This is a genomic window from Lysinibacillus sp. C5.1 (assembly GCF_016350185.1).
Taxonomy (GTDB): domain Bacteria; phylum Bacillota; class Bacilli; order Bacillales_A; family Planococcaceae; genus Lysinibacillus; species Lysinibacillus sphaericus.
Window position 1 is genome coordinate 164,558 of record NZ_CP066226.1, and the last position, 13,407, is coordinate 177,964.

At 37.2% G+C, this 13,407-nt stretch carries 15 protein-coding genes; 12 read left to right on the forward strand and 3 right to left on the reverse strand.

Annotation, left to right across the window (positions count from 1 at the left end; translation table 11 throughout):
* Positions 1-50: 50 nt before the first annotated feature.
* The gene (locus I5435_RS00800; protein ID WP_025218361.1) at positions 51-1,259 is read left to right on the forward strand and encodes an MFS transporter; all 1,209 of its coding nucleotides are present in this window, start codon (positions 51-53) and stop codon (positions 1,257-1,259) included.
* A gap of 152 nt (positions 1,260-1,411) precedes the next feature.
* Here the strand turns inward: I5435_RS00800 and I5435_RS00805 are convergent, their stop codons facing one another.
* A complete protein-coding gene (locus I5435_RS00805; RefSeq protein ID WP_024360785.1) occupies positions 1,412-2,098 on the reverse strand; it encodes an adenine nucleotide alpha hydrolase family protein in 687 nt (228 codons plus the stop codon).
* 649 nt (positions 2,099-2,747) lie between these two features.
* On the opposite strand from I5435_RS00805, the gene I5435_RS00810 reads away from it, so the two are divergent.
* From I5435_RS00810 to I5435_RS00860, 11 genes are all read left to right on the forward strand, one after another.
* Entirely contained in the window at positions 2,748-5,159 is a 2,412-nt protein-coding gene (locus I5435_RS00810; protein ID WP_337983072.1) for a Na+/H+ antiporter subunit A, read from the forward strand.
* Positions 5,149-5,571, forward strand: a complete 423-nt coding sequence (locus tag I5435_RS00815) for a Na(+)/H(+) antiporter subunit B (RefSeq protein ID WP_024360783.1) — start codon at positions 5,149-5,151, stop codon at positions 5,569-5,571. Before I5435_RS00810 ends, I5435_RS00815 begins: the two co-directional genes overlap by 11 nt.
* 3 nt (positions 5,572-5,574) lie before the next feature.
* A complete protein-coding gene (locus tag I5435_RS00820) occupies positions 5,575-5,913 on the forward strand; it encodes a Na(+)/H(+) antiporter subunit C (RefSeq protein WP_024360782.1) in 339 nt (112 codons plus the stop codon).
* On the forward strand, positions 5,906-7,411 hold the full coding sequence (locus I5435_RS00825; protein ID WP_231785386.1) for a Na+/H+ antiporter subunit D: 1,506 nt from the start codon (positions 5,906-5,908) through the stop codon (positions 7,409-7,411). The genes I5435_RS00820 and I5435_RS00825 overlap by 8 nt, the downstream gene beginning before the upstream one ends.
* Positions 7,411-7,893 (forward strand): Na+/H+ antiporter subunit E, encoded by a 483-nt coding sequence (locus I5435_RS00830; protein ID WP_024360780.1) that lies wholly within the window; start codon positions 7,411-7,413, stop codon positions 7,891-7,893. The genes I5435_RS00825 and I5435_RS00830 overlap by 1 nt, the downstream gene beginning before the upstream one ends.
* On the forward strand, positions 7,893-8,177 hold the full coding sequence (locus tag I5435_RS00835; protein ID WP_024360779.1) for a Na(+)/H(+) antiporter subunit F1: 285 nt from the start codon (positions 7,893-7,895) through the stop codon (positions 8,175-8,177). Before I5435_RS00830 ends, I5435_RS00835 begins: the two co-directional genes overlap by 1 nt.
* The gene (locus I5435_RS00840; RefSeq protein ID WP_024360778.1) at positions 8,155-8,514 is read left to right on the forward strand and encodes a Na+/H+ antiporter subunit G; all 360 of its coding nucleotides are present in this window, start codon (positions 8,155-8,157) and stop codon (positions 8,512-8,514) included. The genes I5435_RS00835 and I5435_RS00840 overlap by 23 nt, the downstream gene beginning before the upstream one ends.
* A gap of 412 nt (positions 8,515-8,926) precedes the next feature.
* A complete protein-coding gene (locus I5435_RS00845; protein WP_337983073.1) occupies positions 8,927-9,715 on the forward strand; it encodes a transporter substrate-binding domain-containing protein in 789 nt (262 codons plus the stop codon).
* 80 nt (positions 9,716-9,795) lie between these two features.
* The gene (locus I5435_RS00850) at positions 9,796-10,455 is read left to right on the forward strand and encodes an amino acid ABC transporter permease (RefSeq protein WP_024360776.1); all 660 of its coding nucleotides are present in this window, start codon (positions 9,796-9,798) and stop codon (positions 10,453-10,455) included.
* Complete coding sequence (locus I5435_RS00855; protein WP_024360775.1) at positions 10,448-11,170, forward strand: amino acid ABC transporter ATP-binding protein; 723 nt, start codon at positions 10,448-10,450, stop codon at positions 11,168-11,170. Before I5435_RS00850 ends, I5435_RS00855 begins: the two co-directional genes overlap by 8 nt.
* A gap of 279 nt (positions 11,171-11,449) precedes the next feature.
* On the forward strand, positions 11,450-12,265 hold the full coding sequence (locus tag I5435_RS00860; protein WP_108031174.1) for a metallophosphoesterase: 816 nt from the start codon (positions 11,450-11,452) through the stop codon (positions 12,263-12,265).
* A gap of 64 nt (positions 12,266-12,329) precedes the next feature.
* On the opposite strand, the gene tatC is transcribed toward I5435_RS00860, so the two are convergent.
* Positions 12,330-13,169: a twin-arginine translocase subunit TatC gene (gene tatC / locus I5435_RS00865; protein WP_337983074.1), complete on the reverse strand. Its 840-nt coding sequence runs from the start codon at positions 13,167-13,169 to the stop codon at positions 12,330-12,332.
* 10 nt (positions 13,170-13,179) lie between these two features.
* Positions 13,180-13,383 (reverse strand): twin-arginine translocase TatA/TatE family subunit, encoded by a 204-nt coding sequence (gene tatA, locus I5435_RS00870; RefSeq protein WP_024360772.1) that lies wholly within the window; start codon positions 13,381-13,383, stop codon positions 13,180-13,182.
* Between the last annotated feature and the right edge of the window lie 24 nt (positions 13,384-13,407).

Here is a 13,407-nt window from a genome sequence, read left to right on the forward strand (position 1 = left end):
ACAATCTGTTTTTAAAAAAATTCGAATAAATAAGGAAGTGTGGTGATAGCATGAACAAACAAATGGTGCATTCTAACAACAATCCAGTATTTCCGATTATGATTGCTATTGCTATTGCCCATCTAATCAATGATACAATGCAGGCTGTCATCCCTGCGATGTTTCCAATATTGAAGAGTGAGCTCGGTTTGACCTTTACACAAATCGGGCTTATTTCATTCGTATTAAACATGTTTGCTTCTGCCTTACAACCAGTTGTCGGCTATGTCAGTGATAAAAAACCGATGCCCTATGCTTTACCAATAGGGATGATTAGCTCGTTTATAGGTATCGCGATTTTAGCCTTCACAGCGCAATATTGGGTAATACTTGTAGCTGTATTATTTTTAGGTTTTGGCTCAGCTATATTTCATCCAGAAGGTTCGCGCGTATCTTTTATGGCAGCAGGCTCTAAACGAGGCCTTGCACAATCGATTTATCAAGTCGGGGGAAATTCCGGACAAGCGCTAGCACCATTAATCAGTGCATATATATTAGATATTTTTGGACAACGCGGAGCGGCATTTGTCTTAATCGCGACAACTTTTGGGATTCTTTTATTGAGTAAAATTGCTAAATGGTATAAGAAGCAATTGGAGCAAGAACGGTTAGCAAAGAAAAAACGTACATTGGTATCATCTTTGCCACCATTAACAAAGAAACAGGTAGGAATTGCTTTAACATTATTATTTACTATTATTTTTGCAAGATCATTTTATACAACGAATATAACAAGTTTTTATGTTTTTTATTTAATGGATCATTATGATGTTAGTTTGCGACTTGGACAAATATTGATTTTTACTTTTATGGCTTTTGGTGTTGTCGGTACGTTTTTCGGGGGATCATTGTCAGACCGTATTGGAAGAAAAAATGTGATTTTACTGTCAGTTGTCGTGCCGATGCCATTCTGTTTAGCTTTGCCTTATGTACCGCTATGGACTGCAACAATATTTTTAGTCATTATCGGAACATTAATTATGATTAGCTTCTCTGTAACGGTTGTCTATGCGCAAGAGCTCGTACCAACTAAGATTGGTACAATGGCAGGGCTAACAACTGGCTTTGCATTTGGTATGGGAGCAATTGGTGCCATGGTTATTGGTGTTTTAATGGATCATAAAGGTATTGATTTTACAATGTTAGTCGTTTCCTTACTTCCGTTGTTATTACTAGTGGCATTTTTCTTGCCTAAAGATACTCCGGCTTCAGCTTTATAAATACAAGACTAGGCAAAAGAGAAAAAGTGTTAGATTGATTGAGGTCAATTTAACACTTTTTTGCTATGCGTTGTGGTTCCCTACAGCAGTTAAAATTTTTTAGTTTGTCCAAATTAGTATCCTTGTTCCTGCAATTTTTAAGTAACAGGCTACTATTGACGTAACGGAGATGTAAACTCTTGTGGCAATTTTTCTTTATCCATTACTAGACCTTCAGAAATATGGATTTCATGCATTTTATCATTGTACGTGAATTTAAAAATGCCATTGTCAAAATCAGTGCCAATTTCTTTAAAGAAAATACCTTCAATTGAAACATATTTTGGACAGGTAAAGGCTACTTTGAAATGGTCCTGTTCTTTAATCAAATAGGCACGTACACCTTTTTCGTATGTATCATACGCGTCATCTTCAGTAGGACGTTGGACTGCTACAATGTGAAAATCTACAAAAGGTACTTCTTTTAACAGAACGTTCAGGAATGACCCCTTTGTTATTTCTTCCCAACGACTTTGTGCACTTTGACCTACGATAATTTGTGAAATACCGTAATTTTTAGCCACTTCAGCAATAACCTTTTGAATCGGGCGTTTTTCATTATCTACTAAAATAAATTTTTCAACATCAAGTTCTTCAGATAGGTTTTTCCACTGTTCAATATAACCAGATTTCTCTGCATCAAATGCATCAAGAGGTTGTGAATCGACTGAAAGAATATAAAGTGGGCAATCGAGCATCGTGGCCATTTTATGACCGCGACGAATTAAGCGTTCCCCGTTAAGCCCATAATAGACACATACTAAAATACTTTCGTCCAATCTCCCTTTTACATGCTTCATTAAAAAAATACACCTCTTTATCCTATTGTTATTTTGTTATTTGTACTGCGTATTATGAAAAAATTATCCTAAAACAGCTAAAATCAATGCTGTTACAGTGCATTATGCTTATTTATATTGTATACTTAAAAATGAATAAAAGTTAATGACGATATACGGAAAACCCTTAAGGGATTTGGCTAATGTCCATGTTCTAAGGCTACTTTGTTTATGCATGATATGCATTTAAATAAATAGCTTCCATATGCCACATTATTATGCAGTGAGTTAAATGGATAGTCAAGTATTGATGCATTGAAACACTTTTCGGTTACTTTAGGCATGATAAATGTCTCGTACGCTCAGCCATGCGTATAGAAAATACCTAAATGTACAAGAATTCTGATATATTCGTTCATCTTTTTTCGTATAATATCTACCTTCCTTCAAAGAATGGTAGATATAGCACGCTTTTGCTTTATGGGCAGGTTGTTCAATGCTTGCTGTGTAAATAAAAGCACACCGGCGAATATCACAAATTTTTGTAATGAGAAAGTTATGCTAATACATTATTCATGCTCTAACGGACTTGTATTATGCAATGCTTAAGAAACATACAAAATTGAAGATGCTAATTCGCTGGACGAATTTGATTGTAGGAGGTTTTCATTTGGTCACAGTTCTCTTTGCGATACTTTTACCATTTGTTTGTGCTGCGCTAATTCCCTTGCTTTATAGGCGACTAAGGCGAATGGCACATTTAGGCTGGTTTGTTTTATCCGTTCCAATCATATTGTTTATTTTACTCGCACGGTACATTCCTCAAATTGCCGAGGGTAAAACATTTATTGATACATATGAGTGGATTCCCTCTTTTAATATAAACTTCACGACATACCTCGATGGACTCAGTATCATTTTTGGCTTGCTGATTACAGGTGTAGGTAGTTTAGTTATTTTATATTCAATTTTTTATTTATCAACGAAAGAATCTCTTCATCATTTTTACTGCTACTTATTACTATTCATGGGCGCTATGCTCGGCGTCGTCTTTTCAGATAATTTAATGGTGCTATATACGTTTTGGGAATTAACAAGCGTCTCATCATTTTTGTTAATCGCCTTCTGGCATCATCGTAAAGCTTCACGTGCTGGTGCACGAAAAGCCATGACGATCACAGTCTTCGGTGGTCTTTCCATGCTCGCAGGTTTTCTAATGCTATATGTAGCATCTGGCACATTTAGTTTCCGTGACATTGTATCGAACGTTGAGATGATACGTGAGCACACATTGTTTGTTCCTGCCTTATTGTTAATTTTAGTAGGTGCTTTTACTAAATCAGCTCAATTTCCATTTCATATTTGGTTGCCTGATGCGATGGAGGCACCAACTCCAGTTAGTGCTTACCTCCACTCAGCTACGATGGTGAAGGCTGGAATTTATATAGTTGCGCGTTTCTCCCCAGTATTTGGCGGTGAGCCAGTTTGGTTTTGGTTAGTAAGTGGAATTGGCCTTGTAACATTATTTTGGGGCTCGTTCAATGCTGTTCGTCAAACAGACTTAAAGGCTTTACTAGCTTTTTCAACAGTTAGCCAGCTTGGGTTGATTATGAGTTTATTTGGCTTGGGCTCTGTGGGACATTATTTTGGCTATGCAGAAAGTTCCATTATATACACACAGGCAAGCTTTGCGGCATTGTTCCATCTTATTAATCACTCCACGTTTAAAGGAGCGTTATTTATGATGGTCGGTATTGTCGATCATGAAGTAGGTACGCGCGATATTCGACGCCTTGGTGGTTTAATGGCATTGATGCCTGTGACATTTACGATTGCAGTAATAGGTGGTTTTTCGATGGCAGGATTACCACCGTTTAATGGCTTCTTAAGTAAGGAGATGTTCTTTGCCGCTGTTTTGGCTATTCGTGAGGTTGAGGTCTTTTCCATCGATACTTGGGGCATATTGTTCTCCGTTGTAGCATGGGTTGCCAGTATTTTTACGTTTGTATACAGCATGATTTTAATTGGACATACTTTTTTTGGAAAGCTACAGCCGTACAAGTTGGACAAAAAACCACACGAGGCACCAATTGGGATGCTAATTTCGCCAATAGTACTTTGTTTATTAGTAGTGACTATTTTCTTCTTTCCAAATGTTCTAGGACATTATATCTTACAGCCTGCGATGGCTAGTATATATCCAACTTTTCCAACGGTTAGCGAGTTAACACCTCATATTTCTGCATGGCATGGTGTGAATATAGAATTATTAATGACCCTTGGTGTAATCATTATTGGCTTTGTATTATTTAAAACATTAAAAAGCTGGAAGCCACTATACCGAGTTTTTTCGCAAAATTTTACATTCAATAGCTATTATAATCACCTTATTAATTTTAGTGAAAAAGGTTCAATGAAGCTTACGAACCGCTATATGTCTGGCAATTTAACTCATTACTTTGTCTATATCTATGTATTTTTTGTTGCGCTGATTGCAGGGTACTTTATTTGGTCTGATGCCATGGTATTTGAATTTGCAAAGGATTCACCTGTTGAATCCTATGAATTAGTTTTAGTGTTTGTCATGATGTTTGCTGCAATCTGGATGATTTTTGCCAAAGGACGAATTACAGCGATGCTTTTAAATGGAGTTCTCGGTTATTCGATTGCCTTCTTTTTCGTTATATTTCGAGCACCTGATTTAGCGCTGACACAACTAGTTGTTGAGTCCGTGACTACAGCATTGTTCCTGCTATGTTTTAAATATTTACCGGATTTATTGCCTGAAAACTCACGCATGAGAGTGAAGTGGTCAAATGCTGTTATTGCTATTTTTGCAGGGGCTACAGTGACATTAGTCGGCTTGGCTGTTGTACATTATGACCGTTTTGAAACGGTAGCACTGTATTTTAATGATGCTTATGATTTAGCAGGTGGGTCAAACATCGTTAACACAATTTTAGGAGATTTTCGTGCATTTGATACGATGTTAGAGGTTGTCGTTCTTTTAATAGCTGGCTTAGGCGTATACACATTAACTAAGCTAAAGCCACGAAAAGAGGAGGCAGACCATGAAAATTAATGATGTTATTTTACGAACGATTACTAAGGCTATCGTATTTATAATTTTAACGCTTGGTGTGTATTTATTCTTTGCAGGCCACCACGCTCCTGGTGGGGGCTTTATCGGCGGTCTTGTGCTTGCTTCTGCAATAGTACTACTGTATTTAGCTTATGACATTGAAACAGTTCATAAAGGAATGCCGTTTGATTTCAAAAAGGTTGCTGCACTGGGCGTATTACTTGCGACGGGGACAGCCATCGGTTCGCTTTTCTTTGATGTGCCATTTTTAACGCAGACGTATGAATATGTCAATGTACCGGTTTTCGGGAAAATGGGCTTCTCGACCGTCACTATTTTTGAGGCTGGCGTGGCGCTAACTGTCGTTGGCGTTGTTGTAACCATAATTTTAAGTATAAGTGAGGATGAATAGCCAATGGAGTCTTTAATACTATTATTAGTTGGTGTATTAGTTGCTGTCGCGACGTACCTTATCCTCTCTAAACAATTATTGCGTGTCATTTTAGGGACAGCAGTCCTTTCACATGCTGCACATTTACTGATTTTAACGATGGGTGGCCTTAAAAAAGGGGATGTGCCACTTATTGGGGAATCAGCAGGTCCTTATACAGATGCACTTCCACAAGCATTGATTTTAACAGCTATCGTCATTAGCTTCGCAGTGACAGCATTTGTGCTCGTTCTCGGCTATCGTGCTTATAAAACAAATGGCACTGGGGAATTTGATGAATTGAGAGGTACGTCTGATGAGTAATATAATCGTTTTACCATTAATCGTGCCGGTAATAACGGCTATTTTACTTGTGTTTTTAAGACAAAATATAATGATTCAACGCATTTTGAGCTTGTGTACTTTGGGCTTTGTTATATTCATTAGCGTTGTCCTTTTGTTAGAAGTTCAGCAGCAAGGTGTAATGCGAATTGATTTTAGTGGTTGGATACCGCCATTCGGCATTCTATTTGTTGCAGACTCTTTTGCAGTATTACTTGTTTTCGTAGCGAATATTGTCGCAGCAATTTGTGTAGTTTACGCCTTTTTTACAATTGGAGAACACTATGAAAAAATGTATTTCTATCCTTTTGTTCTTTTAATGGTAGCAGGTGTAAATGGTTCATTTTTAACGGGAGATATTTTTAATTTGTTTGTGTGCTTCGAAGTGATGTTGCTTGCTTCTTATGCCCTTATTAGCTTAGGTGGAGGGAAAGTCCAACTACGCGAGGCGTTAAAATATGTACTTATTAATATTGTTGCTTCATGGATTTTTTTAGTAGCGTTAGCATTTTTATATGGAACGATCGGCACATTAAATATGGCTCATATTTCATTGCGGGTTATGGAAGCTGGAGCTGACCCACTTATTACTACAGTTGGACTGGTGTTTCTAATTGTTTTTAGCCTTAAAGCGGGATTACTTCTATTCTTTTGGTTGCCAGGTTCTTATAGTGTACCTCCAACCGCTATAGCTGCACTCTTCGCCGCACTTTTAACTAAGGTTGGTATTTATGCCCTTGTTCGTACATTTACATTATTATTTACTACGAATCCGGGGGTAACCCATACAACTCTCGGTATTATGGCTGGACTAACAATACTTGCTGGTTGCATGGGTGCCCTTGCTGGAAGAGATGTGAGGACAATTGCTTCATATAATGTCCTAATTGGTGTTGGTTTTATTGTTGCTGGACTAGCTATAGGAACAGAGTCAGCACTGCAAGGTGTAACGTATTATTTAATGCATGATATGGTAGTAAAGGCCATGTTGTTTCTGGCGGTAGGGATGATGATTTATGTAACCGGTGAAACGCTTATCGATAATATGAGTGGACTTATTCGAAATTATCCCTTTTTTGGTTGGCTGTTCTTTATTATGATGTGTTCAATCGCAGGAATTCCACCTTTAAGTGGATTTTTAGGCAAGGTTTTAATAGGACAAGGCGCGATTGAGGGAGGGAATTTTGTCCTACTAGGGCTAGGATTTTTCTCTAGCTTAATTGTCCTCTATTCATTACTGCGCATTTTTCTATCGTCCTTTTTTGGCGAAACGATCCTCAGTATTGAAGATGAAACACCACTGCCAAAGCGAATGGTGTTGCCTTTAACATTACTTTCTGTTTGCACAATTGCTTTAGGGATTGGAGCCGAGTCGATGGCGCCTTATGTGAAGGATGCAGCAGAAACGCTTCATACACCTTCTATTTATATTGACGCAGTGTTAAATGGCGAAAAATGGCAAGGTGAGGTGAATAAGTAATGGCTATGCAGTTTATTTTAAATTTATTTATCGCTACCTTGTGGTTATTGCTAAAGGACGAAATCACGCCACAGTTTTCCACCTTTTTAATGGGGTTTGTCGTCGGTATTGGGATTTTGTATGCGATGCATCGGTTTTATGGAACGCAATTTTATTTGCGCCGTGTTTTCTCTATTATTAAACTACTATGGCTATTTAATTGGGAGCTATTACTTTCAAGCTATAATGTCCTAAAACAAATCACAACACCAAAGTTAAATATTACTCCTGGCATTTTTACGTATAAAACAAAGCTGAACGGAGATTGGGAAATTACAGCTCTTGCACTCTTGCTAACGCTCACACCTGGTTCAGTAGTGATGGAGGTCTCGGAGGAGGGAGATATGTTTTATATCCATGCTATGGATATAGAACAATCTAAAGATGCCGTTATTCGCTCCATTGGAAAATTTGAAGAAGCAATTATGGAGGTGACACGCTAATGGTTGAAAAAATTTTACTTTTAGCACTAGCATTATTTAGTGTGTCAATTGCATTGTCTCTATATCGTGTCATTAAAGGTCCATCCATGCCGGATCGAGCAATAGCCCTTGATACAATTGGTATTAATCTACTTTCGGCGATTGCCATTGTTTCGATTGTTTTAAAAACCAAAGCGTATTTAGAGGCGATTTTAATTTTAGGTATATTGGCGTTTATCGGTACAATTGCTTTTACAAAATATATTGAAAGAGGTGTGATTGTTGAGCGTAAATCAAATGATTGAGTGGACGGCAGTCATCCTTATACTTGTCGGTTCTATTGTTAGTGTTATTAGTGCGTTTGGGATGATTCGTTTGCCAGATGTCTATACGCGTTCACATGCTGCTACAAAAAGCTCGACATTGTCAGTACTAACCTGTTTGTTAGGAGCTTTTATTTATTTCTGGATACATGACGGATATGTAAGTGTTCGACTAATATTAGGTATTCTCTTTGTATTTGTCACAGCACCAGTAGCAGGGCATTTAATATGCCGTGCCGCCTATCGATCTCGTGTACCATTAGCGGAAGGTTCTGGTGAAGATGAATTAAAATCGAAGCTATTTCCAGAAAAAGAATAGCGAAAGCAAAAATTTGCTATCGTTTGCAAGGCGAGGTATAAGGCGTTTAAACGTCCATACCTTGCTTTTTTATTTGGCCTGCTACATTAGTTGTTTATATTAAAGGAAATATAGGGTATTTACTTAACGACAGGAATAAAAAATTAGAAGAAGGAAAATATATAGTAGCGCCTATAAAGGAGCAATTTAAAAATATATGGACCGAAAAATAAAAAACATTGATTTATTAGAAAATTCTGTGTAAAATATTTTGCTAAAAAATTTCATGTATAGCTTGAAAAATATTTTGAAAGAGTATATCTTAATTAGCAGATAGATTTTTTATTCTGCTATATGAATAAATATCCAATCGACTATTTTCGAGACATTCCTATCTCATAGAAATAAAAAACATCAAAAGGAGATATAAAAGATGAAGAACAAATTTTTCATGCTTATGCTTGTCTTAGTAATTGGTTTACTTGCAGCATGTGGCGCTAAAGAAGATAAAGCAGCAAATTCAAGCTCAGATACAGAAAACAAACAAGTATTAAAAGTAGGTACATCAGCAGACTATGCACCATTTGAATATGTAGACGCTGCTAAAGGTGAAGAAATCATTGGTTTCGATATCGATTTAATTAAATTAGTTGGTGAAAAATTAGGTGTAGAAATGCAAGTTCAAGATATGGACTTTAACAGCCTTGTGCCAGCTTTACAAGCAGGTAAAGTAGATGTTGTTATTTCTGGTATGACACCAAATGAAGAGCGAGAAAAAGTAGTAGATTTCTCAGATAAATACAATCAAACAGAACAAGTTATCATCGTTAAAAAAGATAGTGGCATTAAAAAAGAAGCGGACTTAGCTGGTAAAAAAGTCGGCGTACAAACGGCTTCTATTCAAGAAAATTTAGGTAATGCCATTGCTAAAAAAGTAGATGTATCAGTTGAAGGACGCACACGTATTCCTGAAATCATCCAAGATATGATGTCTAAACGCTTAGACGCAGCAATTCTAGAAGGTGGCGTAGCGAAAGGTTATCTGAAAACAAACGATAAATTAGCCGCATTCCCAGTAGAAGAACAGCCAGAAGACTATAAAGCAATCGCTGTTCAAAAAGGTAGCGATTTAAAAGATAAAATTAACAAAGCATTAAAAGAATTAGCAGATGAAGGCAAAATTCAACAGCTTGAAGAAAAATGGTTAGAAAAAGCTGAATAATAGTATCGATATGCGATAGCCCTATTTAGGGCTATCGCTTGTCCATTTCACTAAAAGGAAACGAGAAAGGAGGGTACGCTGTGAATTTAGATTTCTCAGCAATCATTCCCTCTATTCCTTATATTTTAAAAGGAATAGGTGTTACACTTCAAATAGCAATCGGTGCTTCTCTCATTGGGTTTATCGTTGGTATATTACTAGCATTATGTAAAATTGGGAAAGTAAAAATGCTACGCTGGTTAGCGGACTTTTACACGTCAATTTTCCGCGGGACGCCACTTGTATTACAATTATTAATTATTTACTACGCTGTTCCACAGCTACTAGACATTCAAATTCAGCCAATTCCAACTGCAATTATTGCGTTTGGCTTAAACTCTGGAGCTTATATTTCAGAAATTATTCGTGCGGGTATTAATGCCGTTGATAAAGGTCAAATGGAAGCAGCTCAAGCACTAGGTATTCCATATTCAAAAATGATGAAGGATATTATTATTCCACAAGCAGTGAAAAATATTTTACCTTCTTTAGTAAATGAATTTATTACATTAAACAAAGAAACAGCAGTTGTAACAGTCATTAGTGCCCTTGATATTATGCGCCGTGCCTATATTGTAGGGGGTTCAACCTATCGATATCTTGAACCATTATTATTTGCAGGGATAATCTACTATATTATGACGCTTGTCTTAACGTTCCTTGGTAAACGAATCGAGAAAGGAATGAGAAAAAGTGATTAAAATTGAAGATTTACACAAATCATATGGGCAAAACGAAGTGTTGAAAGGTATTTCAACTGAAATAAAAGAAAAAGAAGTAATTGCCATTATAGGGCCTTCCGGTTCTGGTAAATCTACATTCCTACGCTGCTTAAATTTATTAGAAGAACCGACGAGTGGGAAGGTAACAATTGCTGGCGATGTCCTGACAGACAAAGGGACAAATATTATGAAAATACGTGAAGAAGTAGGTATGGTATTTCAACATTTTCACCTTTTCCCACATAAAACCGTATTAGAAAACTTAACGTATGCACCTATCAATGTAAAGGGAATGGATAAGACCGCAGCGATCAAAGTAGCTGAAGATTTACTAACAAAAGTAGGGCTTTTTGAAAAACGCAATGAGTATCCAAGTCGCCTTTCAGGTGGTCAAAAACAACGCGTGGCAATTGCCAGAGCACTAGCAATGGACCCAAAAGTGATACTATTTGATGAGCCGACTTCAGCACTGGACCCGGAGATGGTTAAAGAAGTATTGGCAGTTATGAAAAATTTAGCAGATTCAGGGATGACGATGTTAATTGTTACCCATGAAATGGGCTTTGCTCGAGAGGTAGCGGATCGTATTTTATTCCTTGATGGTGGAAAGCTAATAGAGGATGCACCTCCAGAAGAATTTTTCACATCTCCTTCTACACAACGTGCAAAAGACTTCTTAGAAAAAGTGTTATAAATAGTGAAGCGCATTTAGCTCCTTTAAAGAAGAGAACTAAATGCGTTTTTTTTGAAATTGTATTCTAGTAATAATGATGGCGCAACGAGAATCTCAATCTAACAAGTAGTGTGGATTTTGGATGCCATATGCTAAAGAATGAAGGAATATGAAGATAGTACTTGTGTGCATTTTATATTATTAAAGTGCATATACTTACAATCACTTTGGTTTTTGCTTATAATAGAGTAGTCAGAGTTTTATTCTGAAAAAAAGTAGCCGCAAAGTGAGCGATTGCGATTGAAAAAATTATTATATGGTATCTTTTTTATTCTTTTTATAGTCATTTTTTTGTACGTAAACAATCACTGGCTAGTCGTTAGTAAACATGTATTCGAATCAGAAAAGGTGCCTGCCAACTTTGATGGGCTACGCATTGTACAAGTATCGGATTTACATGATGCCCGCTTTGGTAACAATCAGCAAAAACTGATTGCTAAGGTTAAGGATACGAATCCTGACTATATTTTTATCACGGGTGATGTGATTGATAGCAATCGTTACGATTTAAAACAAAGTCTACAGGCAGTTAAAGGACTAGTTGAATTAGCGGATGTATATTATGTACTAGGAAACCATGAAGTGGCGTCGAATAAGGTTAATGAAATTTATGAGGCGCTTTCATCGTTAGGTGTACATGTGATGGCTAATGAATCGACCGTGCTAGAGCGCGACGGGGAGCGCTTGGCGATTCTTGGTATTGAAGATCCGTTAATGGGTAGATCGACAGAAGAAATGCTAGAGTTGGCGACAGCGTATGTTCCAGAAGATATGCTAAAGTTATTGCTGGCGCATCGACCAGAAGTGTTTAGTACGTATGTAAATCAAGGAATAGATTTGGTATTCTCGGGACATGCACATGGTGGGCAAGTACGGATTCCTGGCATGGGAGGACTTGTGGCGCCAGGACAGGGACTGTTTCCTAAGTTCACTGCTGGTTTATACGAGGAAGAACGCACCAAAATGGTCGTTAGCCGAGGTCTAGGAAATAGTAGTGTACCATATCGAATTTTTAATCTACCAGAAATTATTGTCATGGATTTAAAGAAAAAATAAGCACTGGTTGCCAGGCACTCAAGCCCGCAACAGAAATAAATAACTAGAAAGCACTGCGTTATAGTTACGCAGTGCTTTCTAGTTGTTTACGTTCTATACGTTTAACAAGATGAATACTAATTTCGTATAAAATAATCATCGGTATTAATACAAGTAATTGACTAATGAAATCAGGTGGTGTAATAACTGCAGAGCCAACACCCATAGCGATATAGGACCAGCCTCGTATTTTTTTCATGGATTCGGCAGTTAGTAAACCAATGGACGATAAAAAGAGTGCAACGATGGGTAACTCAAATAATAAGCCGAGTGGTACAGTCGTCATAATTAAAAAATGCATGTATTCACTAGCAGATACCATTACATCAAAATTAGCAGCACCTAAGCTTACTAAAAATGAATAGCTAAGTGGGTTTACAACAAAATAGCCAAATGCGATACCTAATAAAAAGAGCACAAACATTACAGGTGCATAGAGCCCGAGAAAACGGCTTTCCTCTTCCTTTAAGCCGGGTTTTACAAAGCTCCAAAGAAAGTGAACGAGAAAGGGCATCGATAGACCAAAGGCTAGAGTAGTTGAAATGGTCATATAAAACTTAACGACTTCTAAAGGCCCTAATATAATAAGTGAATGGCCACGAGTTACATAAGGAAACCAAATATTAATGGTAGAAAATGTGACAACAAAAAATAATAGAAAGACAACAAGCCCTTTAATGATTTGTTTACGCAGTTCTGTAATATGCTCGAGCAGAGAGTTTACAGGGAAAATTGGTTTATCTTCGACAATTGTCTGCTCATCGTCAATACTGGCTATTTCAACAAAAGCCTCCTGTAAGGATGGAGGCTCTGTTTGCTTTTTATCGAGCGGACTTAAATAATTTTTTTCTTCATAAGGATCCATAGGAAACCTCCTACGAAACATCAGATTTTTTTTCTACTTTTTTCGCAGGCTCATCGTCGTCATCCATTAATCCTTTTGTTGACTTTTTGAACTCTGCAAATGTTTTACCGACTGCACCACCGATTTCTGGTAATTTTTTTGGACCGAAAACGATAAGTACAATGACCAAAATGATAATTAACCCAGGAATGCCGATTGCACCAAGACCTCCCATCGCTTCATCCTCCTCTCCAATTTT